Origin of the sequence: Methylobacterium sp. V23 (assembly GCF_002917135.1) — a bacterium.
Classification (GTDB): Bacteria; Pseudomonadota; Alphaproteobacteria; order Rhizobiales; family Beijerinckiaceae; genus Methylobacterium.
The window spans coordinates 38,727-54,453 of record NZ_PDHT01000010.1 but is presented as its reverse complement, the minus strand read 5'-3'; the positions used below and the strand labels follow the sequence as shown (position 1 = coordinate 54,453).

Genomic DNA, 15,727 nt, shown 5'->3' with positions numbered 1-15,727 from the left:
CCCAGGCCTCAGCCCTTGTTCTCGCGGTCGAACGGGTTCTTCGAGGTCCGCAGCGACAGCCGGATCGGCGTGCCGGGCAGCTCGAACGACTCGCGCAGGCCGTTGACGAGGTAGCGGGTGTAGGATTTCGGCAGGGCGTCGAGCTGGTTGCCGAACAGGGCGAAGTGCGGCGGGCGGCTCTTCACCTGGGTGGCGTAGCGGATCTTGATGCGCCGGCCGGAGACCGCCGGCGGCGGGTTGCGCTGGGTCGCCTCGCTGAGCCAGTCGTTGATCCGCGAGGTCGAGACACGGGTGCTCCAGATCGACTCGGCGTTGGTCACCGCCTGCATCAGCTTGTCGATGCCCTCGCCGGCGAGGCCGGAGAGCGGCACCACGGCGACGCCGCGGACCTGGGGCAGCAGGCGGGTGCAATCCTCGCGCAGCTTCTTCAGGAGCCCGTTCTGGTCGGCGACCAGATCCCACTTGTTGAGGCCGATGACGAGGGCGCGGCCCTCGCTCTCGATCAGGTCGACGATGGTCAGATCCTGCTTCTCGAACGGGATCGTGGCGTCGAGGAGCACCACCACCACCTCGGCGAAGCGCACGGCGCGCAGGCCGTCCGAGACCGCGAGCTTCTCGAGCTTGTCGTCGATGCGCGCCTTGCGGCGCATGCCGGCGGTGTCGTGCAGCTTGATCCGGCGGCCGCGCCATTCCCAGTCGAGGGAGATCGAGTCCCGGGTGATGCCTGCCTCGGGGCCGACGAGAAGGCGCTCCTCGCCGAGCATCCGGTTGATCAGCGTGGACTTGCCCGCATTGGGGCGGCCGACGATGGCGACCTTGAGCGAGCGATTCGACGGATCGTCGTCGTAGTCTTCGTCCTCGTCGTCCGGCTTCGGCAGCGACTCGATCAGCGCATCGTGCAACTCGCCGATGCCCTCGCCGTGCTCGGCCGAGAACGGAATGGGATCGCCGAGGCCGAGGGAGAACGCCTCGTAGGCGCCCGACATGCCGGCGCCCCCCTCCGCCTTGTTGGCGATGAGGATCACCGGGCAGCCGGCGCGGCGCACCATCTCGGCGAAGGGCTGGTCGGCCGGCAGTACGCCCGCGCGGGCGTCGATGACGAACAGCACCACGTCGGCCTCGAGGATCGCGGCCTCGGTCTGGGCCCGCATGCGGCCGAGGAGGGAGCCGGGATCGGCTTCCTCGAGACCGGCGGTGTCGATGATGCGGAAGACGAGACCACCGAAATTGACGTCGCCCTCGCGCCGATCGCGGGTCACGCCGGGGCGGTCATCCACCAGGGCGAGCTTCTTGCCCACGAGGCGGTTGAACAGGGTCGACTTGCCGACGTTCGGCCGTCCGACGATCGCGACGGTCGGCATATCCATGGTGTGCTCGTTTCGATCAGGCGTCCGTGAGAAGCGGGTCGAGGGCTCAGCGCGTGACGGGTGGGGGAGCGGCCGGGGCGGCGGGGGCCGCAGCGGTCACGGTGATGGGTCCGCCGGCCACCAGGGCCGCGTAGACCTCGATGCGCTGGCGCAGGTTCTGCGGCGTCTGCGCATCGGCGTTGATCTGGTCGAACCAGCGGCCGGCGCCGTCGTAATCGCCGCGCTTCAGGGCGACGAGGCCGAGCATCTCGCGGGCGGTGTGGCGGAAGGGGCCGTTCGGTGCGGCGAGGCCCTGGAGCGTCGCCAGGGCGGCGTCGGGCTCCGTGCCGTCGACGCGCAGCAGGGCCGAGCGCAGGCGGGCCAGGTCGCGCAGGCCGGTGCTCGCCTTGGTGTCGTTGGCCAGCGCGTCGTACGCGGCGGCGCCCGCCTTCGGATCGCGCTTGGCGGTCTCGGTGGCGGACCGGAAGCGGGCCAGGAGGGCGTAGCCGGACGGCGCGTCGCTCTCGATCGCCTCGAAAGCCTTGTCGGCCTCCGCCGACTTGCCCTCGCGGGCCAGGCGGTTGGCGACCTCGAAGCGCTCGGAGGCGGCCTCGGCGCGCACCCGCTGGTCATGCTGCCAGTAGCGCCAGCCACCGACGGCGGCCACCACGAGGATCGCCAGGGCGATGATCACGCCGCTGTAGCGGCGCCAGATCTCGGCGACCTGATCGCGGCGATAGTCCTCGTTGACCTCGCGGATGAACTCGTTGTTTTCGGCCATGTCGTCTCACGCCGATCGGGAACCGAGCGGCCGCTGCATGAAGAGGAAGGCCTGCGCCTATCACAGGCGCGGGCCGTTGGCGACCGGCTTCGACGCGGCGCGACCGGCTTACGACGCGGCGCGACCGGCTTACGACGCGGCGCGACCGGCTTACGATGCGGCGCGCCCCGCCTCGACGCGGGGCCTCCGGTGCGGATGCGCCTCAGGCCTGGCCCGGCCAGGCGGCGACGCCGATCAGGAGCGGATGCAGGTAGCGGGCGAACGTGAACCAGACCGCGAGCCCGATCACCACCGCCAGGGCGTCGTTGCGCCAGCCGGCCGGCGCGGCGGCCGGGCCGGCATGCTGCGCGACCACGGCCCCGGGGGCGAGCGCCCGGCGCTTCGCGCTGATCCGGGCCATGACCGCCCAGGCCAGGAAGCTGCCGAACAGCAGGATGGAACCGAGGTCGCCGTTGGCCAGCAGGTGCGCGGTGGCCCAGATCTTCACGGCCAGCAGCATCGGGTGCTTGGCCCGGGCGCGGATGTGGCCCGGCAGGTAGGCGGAGGCCAGGGCGACGAAGGCCAGGGCGGTCAGGAGCAGGGCCAGGTGGCGGGTCCAGACCGGCGGGTCCCACACGGCGATGTAGCCGGACTGGCGATAGAGGTGGAAACCGTAGGCGATGAGCACGAGGCCCAGGAGGGAGGACAGGGTGTAGGCGAGCTTGTAGCGGCCCTCGCCGACCTGATCGATCATCCGCGCCCGCCGCGCCCGCGCCATGGAGAAGGCATGCGTGCCGAGGAAGAGCACGAGCCCGAGGATGAGGAGGAGCATGAAAGGCCTTCGCGGACGGTCGACGGGGACATGTGGACAAGGCCGGAATCGGACGCGTGCGCACAATCCAACTGTAACGGTTCAAAACGCAAACTGCGGCCGATGTCCAGGCACACCCGATGACGCGCCCCCTTCACCTCGCGGCCCGGCTCCTGCTCGGTCTCGTCGGCCTCGCCGGCCCGGCCCGGGCGGCGCCCGAGCCGCCGCTCTCCGCCCTGACCCTGGTCGGCCCGCCGGTGGTGATGTTCAAGGCGGGTCGCGACGCCTGCGACGGGGTCGACGTCCCCGACGCCTCGGCCCGGGCCTTCCGCGAGGCCTCCGGGTCCGTCGCCCTGTTCGGCATGCATTACCGGAATCGCGCCTTTCGCGGTCCCCGCCTGGACGCCCTCAAACTGGACTGCGCGGTGGTCCTCGAGTCCGGGGGCAAGGCCGATCCGGCCGCCTACGACGACGCCTCGTGGATCACCGCGACGTGGACCGAGGACGGTCGTGCCGTCGCCGCCCTGGTCCACCACGAGTACCGGGCCAACGAGCACCCGGGCCGCTGCCGCGCCAAGGACTACATGGCCTGCTGGTACAACAGCGTAATCGCGGCCGCCTCGACCGATGGCGGACGCAGCTTCCACCGCGCGGCGCCGCCGGTGGTCGTGGCCGGCGCGCCCTTCCGCCAGGAGGTCGGGCAGGGCAGCCATCGCGGTTTCTTCAATCCGTCCAACATCGTCTCGGACGGAACCTGGCGCTACTTTCTCGCTTCCACCACGGGCTGGACCCTGCCGGGCAGCGATCAAGCCGCGGGCGTCTGCCTGTTCCGCACCCGCGATCCCGCCGACCCGACGAGCTGGCGCGCCTGGACCGGCGCGGGCTACACGGCGGCCTTCCCGGATCCGTACGCGAAGCCCGTGAAGGCCGCGGCGACCTGTGCGCCCGTGGCACCGTTCCCGACCCCCGTCGGCGCCGTCGTGCGCCACCGGGGCAGCGGCGCCTGGATCGCGGTCTTCATGGCCAAGGCGGGCGCGGGCTTTCCGCAATCCGGCTTCTACTGGACCACCTCCCGCGACCTCCTGGCCTGGGACAGCCCGCGCCTCCTCCTGGCCGGCGCCACCCTGTACGACGATCCCTGCCACGCGCCCGACGGGCTGATCGCCTATCCGTCCCTGCTCGATCCCGACGCCCAGGGCCGCAACTTTGACGACACCGGCGACACGGCCTTCCTCACCTACGTGACCCTGCGCACCGAGGGCTGCCGCATCACCTCCGACCGCGACCTCCTCCGGCGCAATCTCGCGATCAAGGTGTGGCCCTGAGCCCGGCCTCCGGCCGCCGCACGAGGTCGATGAAGGCCTGCAACGGCGGGGGGATCTGACGCCGGCCGGCGTAGTACAGGAACAGCCCGGGAAAGCTCGGGCACCACTCGGGCATCAGGCGGATGAGCCGGCCGGACGCCAGGTGATCGCCGACGCTGTCCTCGAAGACCAGGCCGAGGCCGAGGCCCGCCAGGGCCGCCTCGACGATCATCTCCTGGTCGTTGACGGTGAGCGGGCCGTCGACGGACACCGCCACCGCCCGTCCGTCCTTCTCGAGTTCCCAGCGATACACCGCACCGCCGGGAAAGCGCTGCCGGATGCAGAGGTGCTCCACGAGATCGGCCGGGCTCTCGGGCCGCGGCCGCCCGTCCAGGTAGGCGGGGGCGCCCACCAGGGCGAAGCGCTGGGGCCCCCCGAGCGGCACCGCGATCATGTCGCCGGCGAGGTGCTCGCCGAATCGGACGCCCGCATCGAAGCCGGCGGCCACCACGTCGGTCAGCGCATCGTCCGCCGCCACCTCGACGCGGACCCCGGGATATCGCGCGAGGTAGCGCGCCACCAGCGGCATCAGCACGAGGCGGCAGGCCGAGCGCGGCGCGTTGATGCGCAGGGCGCCCCCGAGGGTGGCGCGGAACGCGCCCGCAGCTCCGACCGCCGCGGCGATCTCGGTGAGGGCCGGCGCGATCCGGGCGAGCAGGGCCGCGCCCGCCTCCGTCGGCGCGACGCTGCGGGTGGTCCGGTGGAGCAGACGCACCCCCATCCGGGTCTCCAGGCCCCGCAGGGCATGGCTCAGCGCGGAGGTGGACACCCCGAGATCGCGTGCGGCCCGGCGGAAGCTGCCGTTCCGGGCAATGGCCGCGAACGCCGCGAGATCCGCCAGATCGCCACGCCGCATTGATGCGCCTCGCTCAACGGTTCGTCCCGGAGTGTTGAGCTTATCGCCGATCCGGCGCCGTGGCACACCGGGGCGGCGAACCCCGAACCCAGGCAGCGCGATGCGACAGCAGCCCCTCGGCCAGACCGGCCTCACCGTCTCCGTCCCCGGCCTCGGCTGCATGGGAATGTCCGAATTCTACGGACCGTCCGACGAGGCGGAGTCCCTCGACACCCTCGCGGCGGCCCTCGACCTCGGCTACGACTTCCTCGACACCGCCGACACCTACGGCCTCGGCCACAACGAGACCCTGCTCGGCCGCTTCCTCAAGGGCCGCCGCGACCGGGTCGTGCTCGCCACCAAGTTCGGCATCGTCCGCCCCTCCAACAGCCCGGACGACAGCGCGAAGCGGCGGATCGACAACACGCCGGCCTATCTCACCGCGGCCTGCGAGGCCTCGCTGACCCGGCTCGGGGTCGAGACCATCGATCTCTACTACTGCCACCGCCGCAACCCGGAGACCCCGCTCGCCGAGATGATCGGCGCGATGGCCCGCCTGGTGGACCAGGGCAAGGTCCGCGCGCTCGGCCTGTCCGAGGTCTCGCCGGAAACCCTGTGGGCCGCCCATGCGATTCACCCCATCGCGGCGGTCCAGAGCGAGTATTCCCTCTGGAGCCGGACGCCCGAGGACGCGATGCTGCAGACCTGCCGCGACCTCGACGTCACCTTCGTGGCATACGCACCGCTCGGACGCGGCTTCCTCACCGGGGGCCTCGATCCGGCGCAGCTCGCCGCCGACGATTTCCGCCGGGGCAACCCGCGCTTCCAGGCCGATGCCCTCGCGCGGAACCAGCGCCTGCTCGACGGTCTCGTCGCCATCGCGGCCGCGCGCGGTGCCAGTCCGGGCCAGATCGCCCTCGCCTGGCTCGTCGACAAGGCACCGAACGTGGTGCCGATCCCGGGTACGCGGCGGGTGGCACGTCTCGCCGAGAACGCCGCGGCCATGGACCTCGCCCTCACCCCCGGCGAGATCACCGAGCTCGATGGACTGTTCCGAGCGGGCGCCGTCGCGGGCGCCCGCTATGCGGAAGGGGGAACCGCCGGCATCGAGACGCTGTGACGCCCTCGCTCAGAACTGCCGCAGATACGGCGCCGGCTTCTGGCCGAGGATGCGCCAGGTTCCGGCGAGGCCCAGGATGATGGCGAAGGCGACCGCGAGGCCCGCCGCCAGGATCGCCCCCGACAGGTCGAGGGTGAAGTCGAGCTTCATCACCCGGGTGACGATGACCCAGGCCGCGAGGGTCCCGGCGGCGAGCCCGAAGATCGCCGTGGCGAGGCCGAGGGCGCCGTATTCCAGGGTGTAGGCGGCCAGCAGCCGACCCCGCGTCGCGCCCAGGGTCTTGAGCACGACCGCGTCGTAGAGCCGGGCGCGGTGACCGGCGGCGAGGGCTCCGGCCAGCACGAACAGACTCGCCACCACGGCGATGCCGCTGGCGCCCCGAATGGCCAGGACCAGCTTGGAGACAATATCGCTCACGGCCTCGAGCGCCTCCTTCACCCGCACGCTGGTGACCGACGGGTAGGTCCGGGCCACGTCCCGAAGGATCGCGGCTTCGGCCTTGGCGTCGGGGCCGTTCGGCAGGGTCAGGGTCGCCAGATCGGAATGCGGCGCCCCCCGGAAGGTCCCGGGCGAGAACACCATGACGAAGTTGATGCCGAGTGAGCGCCACTCGACCTTGCGCAGGTTGGCGATCCTGGCCGTCAGCGTCCGCCCCAGGACATTGACGCTCACGCTGCTACCGACGGCGAGGTTCAGCTTACCCGCCAGTTCGGCATCGAAGGACACGAGCGGCGTCCGTGCTTCCTCGGCGGTCCACCAGTGACCGGAAACCAACGATGAGCCTTCCGGGAGGTCATCGGCATAGGTGATGCCGCGGTCGCCATCGAGCACCCAGGCGGCGTCCTCGGGCGCCTTGATCTCGCCGGCCGGAACGCCGTTCAGGGCGGTGATCCGCCCGCGCATCATCGGAACGCGCTCTATTTTTGCGCCCGGCGACAGCCCGCCGAGGAAGGCGTGGAAAGCGTCCGCGTCGCTCGAGGGGATGTCGAGGAAGAACAGGTTCGGCGCCTTGGCGGGCAGGGAATTCGTCAAGGTTCGCCGCACATTGGCGTCGATGAGGCTCAGCGTGACGAGCAAGGTCACGCCCAGGCCGAGAGAGAGCACGATCGCGGGGGTGAGCGCCCCTGGCCGATGCAGGTTCGCCAGGGCCATGCGGGGGGCCGCCATGCGTGGACGCGGGAGACGTCGCGCCACCGCCATGAGGCCGAGGGCGACGACGCGCAGCAGCCCGAAGGCGAGTCCGGCGGCGACGATGAAGATGAGCGCCAGGCGCCGGTCGAAGGCGGTGACCAGCGCCAGCCCGACCAATCCCGCGAGGGCGGCCGCCAGGATCAGGCGATAACGCAGACGGGTGCGGGCGGAGCCCGGATCGACCACGTCGCGGAACAGGCCCGAGACGGGAATGTCATGGGCGCGCCCCAGGGGCAGGATGGCGAAGGCGAGCGCCGTCAGGAAGCCGTAAGCCGCTGCAAGGGCCAGCTCGCCGGGCGCGATGGTCGGATTCAGCGGCAGCGGCAGGGCATCGTGGAACAGGGCGTCGAGGCCGAAGGGCAGGAGCGCCCCCACTGCGAGGCCGATCGCGATCCCGAGGCCTGCGATCAGGAGGACCTGGGTGAGGTAGAGGACCACCACCTGCCCACCCGGCGCGCCGACACTCTTCAGGGTGGCGATGGAGCCGCGCTTTCGCTCGACGAAGGCCGCTACCGCGTTGGCGACCCCGACGCCGCCGACGATCAATGCTGTGAGGCCGACGAGGGTCAGGAACTGCGTGAAGCGCTCGATGCTCTTGGCGAAGCGCGGATCGGCGTTGGTGCGCGCCCGCATCTCCCATCCTGCATCCGGCGCGGCCTTGTCGATGGCGGCGGCGCGCGTCTCGAGGTCGGCATCTCCGGCACCGGGGATCTGCAGGCGGTAGCTCCAGCGGTTCAGGCTGCCCGGCCGGATCAGGCCCGAGGCGGCCAGCGCCTCGTGCATGATCAGCACCCGAGGGCCGAAGCCGATGCCGTTAGCGATGCGATCCGGCTCCGACACCAGGGTGGCGCGGATGACGAACGGCTTGCCCGCAATGGTGATCCTGTCCCCGACCTTCAGATCGAGGCGGGTGAGCAGGGCCGGATCCGCAACCGCACCGGCAGCGCCTTCGCGTTCGGACAGGAGATCGGCCAGGGGTTCGGCGGGATCGGTGACGAGTTCGCCGGTGGTGGGGTAGTCGGCGCCCACCGCCTTCAGCTCGACCAGGGCCGCGCCGGTCTCGCCGGCCACGGCCATCGCACGGAGCGTGGTCACCACAGAAACGCGCCCTTGGGCGTCGAGGGCCGCGCGCTCTTCGGGCGTCGCCTCCCGGTTGATCAGGCTGTAGGTGAGATCGCCGCCGAGGATGCGCGCGCCCTCCCGCCCGAGACCATCGGTGAGCGAGCGCGAGATCGAGGCGACGCCGGCGATGGCCGCGACGCCGAGGGCGATACAGGCGAGGAACACGGTGAAGCCCGCCAGGCCGCCGCGCAATTCGCGAAGCGCGAGGCGCAGGGTGAGCGGAACAGGCCGACGTGAGGAACGTGCACTCGGCTTGGAAAGGGTGCCATGCATCGGATCAGGCCTGGACCGGCAGCGGTGCTTCCACCCGGCCGGAGCGGAGGCGAACCGTGCGGTCGCAGAGGCGTGCGAGCCCGGGGTCGTGCGTGACGAGGACGAGGGTCGCGCCGCGGTCGCGCTTCAGGGCGAAGAGCAGGTCGACGATCTGACGGCCGGTCGCCTCATCCAAGTTGCCCGTCGGCTCGTCGGCCACCAGAATTGCGGGGTCCGGTGCAATAGCCCGCGCAATGGCGACGCGCTGCTGCTCGCCGCCCGAGAGCTGGGCCGGATAGTGATGCAGGCGGTGGCCGAGGCCGACCGCCTCCAGCTCGACCTGTGCCCGGCGGTGCGCATCGGGCTGGTCGGCGAGTTCGAGGGGCAGCGCCACGTTCTCCAGGGCGGTCATCGTCGGGACGAGATGAAAAGCCTGGAACACGATACCGATGCGGCGCCCGCGGAAGCGCGCCAAGGCATCCTCGTCGAGACTTCCGAGATCGGTGCCCTCGACGAAGATGCGCCCGGAATCGGGCCGCTCCAGGCCGGCCATGACCATCAGCAGCGTCGATTTGCCGGAGCCGGAGGGACCGACAAGCCCCACCGCCTCGCCCGGCGCCACATCGAGAGAAATGCCGCGCAGGACATGGACGCGAGCGGCCCCGCGACCGAGGCTGAGGTCGATATCGGAGAGAGCGATGGTCTGCGCCGTCGGCGCGGAGGGGTTGTCGGACTTCAACGGGCGACCGATCTGTGAGCAGGTGGCGTCAGCGTGACCGCCGGCAAGGTGGATGCAAGGGTCGGGGTTGTGATCGAATGGGTCTGTGTGGAGTCTCACGCCTCACCGATATGGTCCGCAAGAGGGCAGCGCACCATGCCGGTCTCGGCCTCGTCGCTCTGATGACACTCTTTGCCGCACTGGGCCTCGGCACCCGTCCGTCGAACGCGACACCGGACGCGTCGCCGGTGAAGCTGGTCGCCTTCGGCGACAGCCTGACCGCTGGCTATCGCCTCCCCACGAATGCGGCCTTCCCGACGGTGCTGGAACGGGCCCTGAAGGCACGCGGACGCGCGGTTACGGTGGCGAATGCCGGGGTCTCCGGCGACACCACCACGGGCGGCCTCGATCGCCTCGACTGGTCGGTTCCGGACGGAACAGACGGCGTCATCCTTGAACTCGGCGCCAACGACATGCTGCGCGGCACCGACCCCTCGGTGACTCGCAAGGCTCTCGATGCGATGATTGCGCGCCTCAAGGCACGCGGCATCCCGGTGCTTCTCGCGGGGATGAAGGCCTCCCCCAACCTGGGACCGGACTACGCAACGCGCTTCGACGCGATCTACCCGGATCTGGCCAAGCGCTACGATCTCGTCCTCTACCCGTTCTTCCTCGACGGCATCATCGGCGACCGGCAGGCACACCTGGACGACGGTTTGCATCCGAACACCCGCGGCGTGGAGACCATCGTGGCCGGCATCTTGCCGACCGTTGAGACCTTCCTCGATCGCATCAAGCCGCAGGCGCGCTGAACCCGTGCCGCGCCTGTTCACCGGCATCGAGATTCCCCCCGACATCGCGCAGGCGCTGGCTCTGAAGCGCGGAGCCCTGCGCGGGAGCCGCTGGATCGAGCCTTCGGATTATCACATCACCCTGCGTTTCCTCGGGGATGTCGAGATCGAAGTCGCTGAGGCGCTGCATGAGCGGCTGATCGAGGCGCGCGCGCGAACCCCCTTTCCCGTAACCCTCGACGGCTTGGCGAGCTTCGGTGGCGACAAGCCGCGCGCGATCCTGGCCACGGTGATCCCGGCTCCGGAACTGGTCGACCTACAAGCGGAGCAGGAGCGCCTGGCCCGGCAAGCGGGCGCGGAGCCAGAACGTCGTAAATTCACGCCACACGTCACGCTCGCCCGCCTGCGACGCGAGGCGAGATCGGAGGACGTGGCCGCCTATCTGGGCGAGCGCGGTCTGTTCGAACCGCTCACCTTCATGGCCGAGCGTGTGGCGCTGTTCTCGGCACGGGAATCGAAGGGTGGCGGTCCCTACGTCATCGAGGCAGCCTACCCGCTCGGGTAGAAGGCAGACCCGCGGAGCGGTCAGAGGCGGCGCAATGCCACTGACTCGATGCGGTGGCTAGCGCCCTTGGCGAGGATCAGGCTGGCCCGCTGCCGGGTCGGCAGAATGTTGTCGCGCAGGTTCGGCAGGTTGATGGTCGTCCAGAGCGTATCGGCGATCTCGATCGCCTCGGATTCCGTCACCTCGGCATACTTGCGGAAGTAGGAAAGCGGATCGCGGAAGGCGGTCTGGCGCAGGCGCAGGAAACGATTGACGTACCAGCGGTGCAGGTCGTCCTCGTGACCGTCGAGGTAGATCGAGAAGTCGAAGAAATCCGAGACGAACGGAATCGCGGTGCCGTCGCGCGGCAGGCGTGCCGGCTGCAGGACGTTCAAGCCTTCAACGATGAGGATATCGGGCGATTCGATGATCCGCTCCTCGCCCTGCACCACATCATAGACGAGGTGGGAGTAGAGCGGTGCCGCAACACGCTTCTTGCCGGCCTTGATGTCGGTGAGGAAACGCAACAGCGCGGCGGTGTCGTAGCTCTCGGGAAAGCCCTTGCGCTCCATCGCGCCCATCCGCTTGAGCTCGGCATTGGGCAGCAGAAAGCCATCTGTGGTGATCAGGTCGACCTTCGGGGTGTTGGGCCAGCGCGCCAGCAGGGCGGCGAGCACGCGGGCGGAGGTCGATTTGCCAACGGCCACCGATCCGGCAAGGCCGATGATGTAGGGCACCTTGGTCTCGTGCTCGGCGAGAAGGAAGCGTTGAGTTGCCTTGAACAGCCCTTGGGTCGCCGCGACGTAGAGGGAGAGCAGCCGCGAGAGCGGCAGGTAGATCGCCTCCACCTCTTCGACAGAGATCGGATCGTTGAGGGATTGCAGGCGTGCCACCTCCTCCGCCGCCAGGGTCAGGGGCGTATCGGCCCGCAGCTGCGCCCATTCCTCGCGGGTGAACAAGCGGTAGGGCGAGAGTCGCTCGGAGCCCTGGCCGGTGACCGGATCCTGGCCCGTCGGGCGTACGGATCCCACGGGCGGCATCGTGAAGGGCGATTCGGCGTTCACGCGGGGCTCCGAGAGGCCTTCTCGGCGATCCCGCTCTGCACTGTGCGCCGCTCGAGCTCCGCCATCACCTCGTGCAGGGGCACACCGCCGCCCCGCAGCACGACCATGAGATGGTACAGCACGTCTGCCGCTTCACCGATGAGGCCTGCCCGGTCGCCTTGCACGGCGGCGATCGCCGCCTCGACGGCTTCCTCACCGAGCTTCTTGGCGGGTCTAGCCGGGCCGCCGGCCAGGAGCTTTGCGGTGTAGGAGGTCTCGGGAGACGCTGCCGCACGATCCGCGACAAGGGCTTCGAGATCGCTGAGGGTGAACTGAGTCATACAATCCTGGTCCCGGCGAACCGGGCTTATCATGCCGTGCAACCAAGCGTGCGGCACGATGGATCATGACGCAAGGGCTGCGAAGGTCAGCCTCAGAGATCGAGGCGCATGGAGAGACCGGCCGCGGCCATGTGGGCCTTGGCCTCGGATACCGTGTGCTGCCCGAAATGGAAGATCGAGGCTGCCAGAACCGCGCTGGCACCGCCTTCGCGGACTCCCGCTACGAGATCGTCCAGGCCGCCGACACCGCCCGAAGCGATGACCGGCACCGAGACGGCATCTGAGATGGCCCGCGTCAGGCCGATATCGTAGCCGGAGCGCATCCCGTCCCGATCCATCGACGTGACGAGCAACTCGCCGGCGCCGCGGGCCGTGACGGTGCGGGCGAAGGCGATGGCGTCGATGCCTGTGGGCTTGCGTCCGCCATGGGTGAAGATCTGCCATTCAGGCGCCTCGCCGGGACCGGAGGTCCGCTTGGCGTCGATGGCGACGACGATGCACTGACTGCCGAACTTCTCCGCGCCGCGGGCAACGAAATCGGGATCGTTGACGGCCGCAGTGTTGATGGAGACCTTGTCGGCGCCGGCCAACAGGAGGGTGCGGATGTCCGCCACCGTGCGGATGCCACCGCCGACGGTGAGCGGCATGAAGCAGGCTTCCGCCGTGCGGCTGACCACGTCGAGGAGCGTGCCGCGATCTTCGTGGCTCGCGGTGATGTCGAGGAAGCAGAGCTCGTCGGCACCAGCCGCATCGTAGGCTTTGGCCGCCTCCACCGGATCGCCGGCATCGCGCAGCTCCAGGAACTGGACGCCCTTCACGACGCGACCGTCCTTGACGTCGAGACAGGGGATGATGCGGGTCTTGAGCACGAGCGGCCTCGGATTTGTCAGGCCGCCGGAGCGGCGTCGGGCGTACCGGTTGCGCGCCGGATGGCCGCCAGGGCCTCGCGCGGGTCGATCCGCCCGTCGTAGAGGGCCCGGCCCGTAATGGCGCCGGCCAGGAGCGCGCAATCCGGCTCCAGGATGCGGTGGACGTCCTCGATCGAGGCGAGACCGCCGGAGGCGATCACGGGGATCGTGACGGCGCGTGCGAGACCCAGGGTCATCTCGATGTTGAGACCCTTCAGGATGCCGTCCCGGGCGATGTCGGTGTAGATGATGGCCGCGACTCCGGCATCCTCGAACCGGCGACCGAGTTCCTCGGCCGTCATGCTGGATGTGGTGGCCCAGCCCTCGACCGCGACCCGCCCGTCCTTGGCGTCGATGCCGACGGCGATCTTGCCGGGGTAGAGGCGGGCCGCCTCCCGCACGAAGGCCGGGTCGCGAACGGCCGCGGTCCCGATGATCACACGGCTGACGCCCTTGGCGAGCCAGGCTTCCAGGGTTCGCATCTCACGGATGCCGCCGCCGAGCTGCACCGGGAGCTTGGTCCGCGCCAAGATCGTATCGACGGCGTCGGCATTGATCGGCGCGCCCGCAAAGGCGCCATCGAGATCGACCACGTGCAACCAGGAAAACCCCTGCTCCTCGAAGACCGCGGCCTGGGCGGCAGGATCGTCGCTGAACACGATGGCCTGGGCCATGTCGCCCTGAACGAGGCGGACACAGCGCCCTTCCTTGAGATCGATGGCCGGAAACAGGATCACGCGCGGGTTCGCTTTCGGGTGGGACGGTTCGAAGGTGGGGACTGCGCCTCAGGGACGCCAGCGCAGGAAGTTCGCGAGCAGTGCGAGCCCAAGCCGCTGGCTCTTCTCCGGGTGGAATTGGGTGCCGGCAACGTTGTCGCGCGCCACCATCGCGGTGACCGCTCCGCCGTAGTCGCTGTGAGCGACACGATCCTCCATCCGCTCCGGCGACAGTGCGTAACTGTGCACGAAGTAGGCGTGCAGGCCGCCATCGCCCGTCGGAATGTCACCCAGCAAAGCGTGCGGCCGGTCGATCGCGAGCGTATTCCAACCCATGTGGGGCACCTTGAGGCCGGGATCGGTCGGTTGGATCGGACCGACATCGCCCGGAATCCAGCCAAGGCCGGCCGTGGTCTCGTGCTCGAGGCCACGCGTCGCCAGGAGCTGCATGCCGACGCAGATTCCCAGGAAGGGACGACCGCGCACGTACGCCGCGTGGGTCATCGCCTCGACCATGCCAGGTACGGCGTCGAGGCCGCGCCGACAATCGGCGTAGGCGCCGACCCCGGGCAGAACCACCCGGTCGGCCTTGGCCACCGTGTCGGCCTCGCTCGTCAGCACGATCCGGGTCTCGTCGAGCCCTGCCTCCCGCGCCGCCCGCTCGAACGCCTTGGCGGCGGAATGCAGATTGCCCGAGCCGTAATCAATGATCGCGACGGTCTCAGCGCTCACCGCCGCCCCTCGCTGAACGGGAACATGCCGATGGCAAGGTCACTCGGTGGCACCGACAGCCCGGCATGGAGCGCCGGTCCGCTGCGCCCCATGGGCGCGCCATCCAGCCAGCGCGCTGCCGCCTTCATTTCGGCTTCCTCGGCATTTCCAGCCGTCACGGCGTCCCGCACCGGACTCCCCGCCCGGGCATAGGTCCAGCGGCGGAGGGACGAAGCCTCCAGGCCGATCAGGAGCGACACGAGAAGGGTGATGACGAAACCGGCGATCGGCGTCAGCCCGAGGAACCGCCCCCCGAACGCCACCACCGCCAGCAGGGCCAGGACCCCAAGGCCGGCGAGCCAGAGTCGGTGGAAGAAGAACCAGAGCGGTCCGAACGCGAAGGCCGCCCAGGAGAAGGCGTCCGGCACGAGGTGTGCCCGCTCGAGACCGTGAGCCTCGCCGACATGGGCCCCGCGCGCGGGGTGCAAGGTATAGGTGCGCATCACGTCTCGCATCCTCCCAGTCGATCCGACGGGCGGATCAGAGCGATCCCTTGGTGGAGGGAACGCGGCCTCCTTCGCGGGGATCGATCGACACCGCCTGCCGCAAGGCGCGGGCCAGGCCCTTGAAGCAGCTCTCCGCAATATGGTGAGCATTCTCACCGTAGAGCGTCTCGACATGCAGCGTGATGCCGGCGTTCATGGCGAAGGCCTGGAACCACTCGCGAACCAGTTCCGTATCGAACTGTCCGATCTTTTCGACCCGAAACTGGGTCCGGAACACGAGGAACGGCCGACCCGAGATGTCGATGGCAACTCGCGTCAGGGTCTCATCCATCGGCAGGTGGATGTCGGCATAGCGGCCGATGCCGCGCTTGTCCGCCAGAGCCTGGGCGAAGGCTTGTCCCAGCGCGATGCCCGTATCTTCCACCGTATGATGGTGATCGACATGAAGATCACCCGTCACCGCCACGTCGAGGTCGAACAGCGCGTGACGCGCGAACAGCTCGAGCATGTGGTCGAAAAAGCCGACACCCGTCGAGACCTGGGCCCGACCCGTCCCGTCGAGGTCGAGGGCGACCTGCACGTCGGTCTCCGCCGTCTTGCGGCTGATGCGGGCGGCGCGCTTGGCCTCTTGGGTCACGGTTCGGTTCC

General features: G+C 69.7%; 17 protein-coding genes. 4 read left to right on the top strand and 13 right to left on the bottom strand.

Going from position 1 to position 15,727, the window contains the following annotated elements; all coding sequences use genetic code 11:
• Nucleotides 1-8 precede the first annotated feature (8 nt).
• The 3 genes from der to CRT23_RS11455 all read right to left on the bottom strand — a co-directional run bounded on the left by der (nucleotide 9) and on the right by CRT23_RS11455 (nucleotide 2,938).
• Complete coding sequence (der, locus tag CRT23_RS11465) at nucleotides 9-1,367, bottom strand: ribosome biogenesis GTPase Der (RefSeq protein ID WP_055956212.1); 1,359 nt, start codon at nucleotides 1,365-1,367, stop codon at nucleotides 9-11.
• Between the two features lie 46 nt (nucleotides 1,368-1,413).
• Nucleotides 1,414-2,127: a tetratricopeptide repeat protein gene (locus tag CRT23_RS11460; RefSeq protein ID WP_103709788.1), complete on the bottom strand. Its 714-nt coding sequence runs from the start codon at nucleotides 2,125-2,127 to the stop codon at nucleotides 1,414-1,416.
• Between the two features lie 202 nt (nucleotides 2,128-2,329).
• Nucleotides 2,330-2,938: an NnrU family protein gene (locus CRT23_RS11455; protein ID WP_055956218.1), complete on the bottom strand. Its 609-nt coding sequence runs from the start codon at nucleotides 2,936-2,938 to the stop codon at nucleotides 2,330-2,332.
• A 119-nt stretch (nucleotides 2,939-3,057) separates the two neighbouring features.
• Between CRT23_RS11455 and CRT23_RS11450 the strand changes: the two genes are divergently transcribed.
• Complete coding sequence (locus tag CRT23_RS11450) at nucleotides 3,058-4,242, top strand: hypothetical protein (RefSeq protein WP_103709787.1); 1,185 nt, start codon at nucleotides 3,058-3,060, stop codon at nucleotides 4,240-4,242.
• Here CRT23_RS11450 and CRT23_RS11445 read toward each other — a convergent pair.
• The gene (locus CRT23_RS11445; protein WP_103709786.1) at nucleotides 4,226-5,137 is read right to left on the bottom strand and encodes a LysR family transcriptional regulator; all 912 of its coding nucleotides are present in this window, start codon (nucleotides 5,135-5,137) and stop codon (nucleotides 4,226-4,228) included. The two genes, CRT23_RS11450 and CRT23_RS11445, sit on opposite strands and share 17 nt — an antisense overlap.
• Before the next feature lie 100 nt (nucleotides 5,138-5,237).
• Between CRT23_RS11445 and CRT23_RS11440 the strand changes: the two genes are divergently transcribed.
• Nucleotides 5,238-6,236 carry an aldo/keto reductase gene (locus CRT23_RS11440; RefSeq protein WP_103709785.1) on the top strand — a complete coding sequence of 333 codons (999 nt, stop codon included), beginning with the start codon at nucleotides 5,238-5,240 and terminating at the stop codon, nucleotides 6,234-6,236.
• A 9-nt stretch (nucleotides 6,237-6,245) separates the two neighbouring features.
• Here CRT23_RS11440 and CRT23_RS11435 read toward each other — a convergent pair whose 3' ends face one another.
• Both CRT23_RS11435 and CRT23_RS11430 read right to left on the bottom strand, forming a co-directional pair.
• Nucleotides 6,246-8,822: an ABC transporter permease gene (locus CRT23_RS11435; protein ID WP_103709784.1), complete on the bottom strand. Its 2,577-nt coding sequence runs from the start codon at nucleotides 8,820-8,822 to the stop codon at nucleotides 6,246-6,248.
• Nucleotides 8,823-8,826: 4 nt separating this feature from the next.
• A complete protein-coding gene (locus CRT23_RS11430; RefSeq protein ID WP_245436147.1) occupies nucleotides 8,827-9,540 on the bottom strand; it encodes an ABC transporter ATP-binding protein in 714 nt (237 codons plus the stop codon).
• Nucleotides 9,541-9,701: 161 nt separating this feature from the next.
• On the opposite strand from CRT23_RS11430, the gene CRT23_RS11425 reads away from it, so the two are divergent.
• Nucleotides 9,702-10,331 (top strand): arylesterase, encoded by a 630-nt coding sequence (locus tag CRT23_RS11425; protein ID WP_103709874.1) that lies wholly within the window; start codon nucleotides 9,702-9,704, stop codon nucleotides 10,329-10,331.
• Between the two features lie 4 nt (nucleotides 10,332-10,335).
• On the top strand, nucleotides 10,336-10,875 hold the full coding sequence (gene thpR / locus CRT23_RS11420; RefSeq protein ID WP_103709783.1) for an RNA 2',3'-cyclic phosphodiesterase: 540 nt from the start codon (nucleotides 10,336-10,338) through the stop codon (nucleotides 10,873-10,875).
• 20 nt (nucleotides 10,876-10,895) lie between these two features.
• Here the strand turns inward: thpR and coaA are convergent, their stop codons facing one another.
• The 7 genes from coaA to hisB all read right to left on the bottom strand — a co-directional run bounded on the left by coaA (nucleotide 10,896) and on the right by hisB (nucleotide 15,716).
• Nucleotides 10,896-11,894: a type I pantothenate kinase gene (gene coaA / locus CRT23_RS11415; RefSeq protein ID WP_055956579.1), complete on the bottom strand. Its 999-nt coding sequence runs from the start codon at nucleotides 11,892-11,894 to the stop codon at nucleotides 10,896-10,898.
• Nucleotides 11,895-11,914: 20 nt separating this feature from the next.
• Entirely contained in the window at nucleotides 11,915-12,238 is a 324-nt protein-coding gene (locus CRT23_RS11410) for a phosphoribosyl-ATP diphosphatase (RefSeq protein WP_103709782.1), read from the bottom strand.
• Nucleotides 12,239-12,330: 92 nt separating this feature from the next.
• Nucleotides 12,331-13,107 (bottom strand): imidazole glycerol phosphate synthase subunit HisF, encoded by a 777-nt coding sequence (hisF, locus tag CRT23_RS11405; protein ID WP_103709781.1) that lies wholly within the window; start codon nucleotides 13,105-13,107, stop codon nucleotides 12,331-12,333.
• Nucleotides 13,108-13,124: 17 nt separating this feature from the next.
• Nucleotides 13,125-13,883, bottom strand: a complete 759-nt coding sequence (gene hisA / locus CRT23_RS11400) for a 1-(5-phosphoribosyl)-5-[(5-phosphoribosylamino)methylideneamino]imidazole-4-carboxamide isomerase (RefSeq protein WP_103709780.1) — start codon at nucleotides 13,881-13,883, stop codon at nucleotides 13,125-13,127.
• A 48-nt stretch (nucleotides 13,884-13,931) separates the two neighbouring features.
• Complete coding sequence (gene hisH / locus CRT23_RS11395; protein WP_103709779.1) at nucleotides 13,932-14,594, bottom strand: imidazole glycerol phosphate synthase subunit HisH; 663 nt, start codon at nucleotides 14,592-14,594, stop codon at nucleotides 13,932-13,934.
• Entirely contained in the window at nucleotides 14,591-15,076 is a 486-nt protein-coding gene (locus CRT23_RS11390; RefSeq protein ID WP_055956250.1) for a DUF2628 domain-containing protein, read from the bottom strand. The genes hisH and CRT23_RS11390 overlap by 4 nt, the downstream gene beginning before the upstream one ends.
• Before the next feature lie 37 nt (nucleotides 15,077-15,113).
• A complete protein-coding gene (hisB, locus tag CRT23_RS11385; RefSeq protein WP_103709778.1) occupies nucleotides 15,114-15,716 on the bottom strand; it encodes an imidazoleglycerol-phosphate dehydratase HisB in 603 nt (200 codons plus the stop codon).
• Nucleotides 15,717-15,727 lie beyond the last annotated feature (11 nt).

Bases quoted from the DNA above. Each gene is read 5' to 3' on its own strand.
- CRT23_RS11410 (WP_103709782.1), bottom strand. From the start codon at position 12,238: ATGACTCAGTTCACCCTCAGCGATCTCGAAGCCCTTGTCGCGGATCGT.
- CRT23_RS11460 (WP_103709788.1), bottom strand. From the start codon at position 2,127: ATGGCCGAAAACAACGAGTTCATCCGCGAGGTCAACGAGGACTATCGC.
- CRT23_RS11390 (WP_055956250.1), bottom strand. From the start codon at position 15,076: ATGCGCACCTATACCTTGCACCCCGCGCGCGGGGCCCATGTCGGCGAG.
- CRT23_RS11440 (WP_103709785.1), top strand. From the start codon at position 5,238: ATGCGACAGCAGCCCCTCGGCCAGACCGGCCTCACCGTCTCCGTCCCC.
- CRT23_RS11425 (WP_103709874.1), top strand. From the start codon at position 9,702: ATGACACTCTTTGCCGCACTGGGCCTCGGCACCCGTCCGTCGAACGCG.
- der (WP_055956212.1), bottom strand. From the start codon at position 1,367: ATGGATATGCCGACCGTCGCGATCGTCGGACGGCCGAACGTCGGCAAG.
- CRT23_RS11435 (WP_103709784.1), bottom strand. From the start codon at position 8,822: ATGCATGGCACCCTTTCCAAGCCGAGTGCACGTTCCTCACGTCGGCCT.
- CRT23_RS11445 (WP_103709786.1), bottom strand. From the start codon at position 5,137: ATGCGGCGTGGCGATCTGGCGGATCTCGCGGCGTTCGCGGCCATTGCC.
- CRT23_RS11450 (WP_103709787.1), top strand. From the start codon at position 3,058: ATGACGCGCCCCCTTCACCTCGCGGCCCGGCTCCTGCTCGGTCTCGTC.
- CRT23_RS11455 (WP_055956218.1), bottom strand. From the start codon at position 2,938: ATGCTCCTCCTCATCCTCGGGCTCGTGCTCTTCCTCGGCACGCATGCC.
- coaA (WP_055956579.1), bottom strand. From the start codon at position 11,894: ATGCCGCCCGTGGGATCCGTACGCCCGACGGGCCAGGATCCGGTCACC.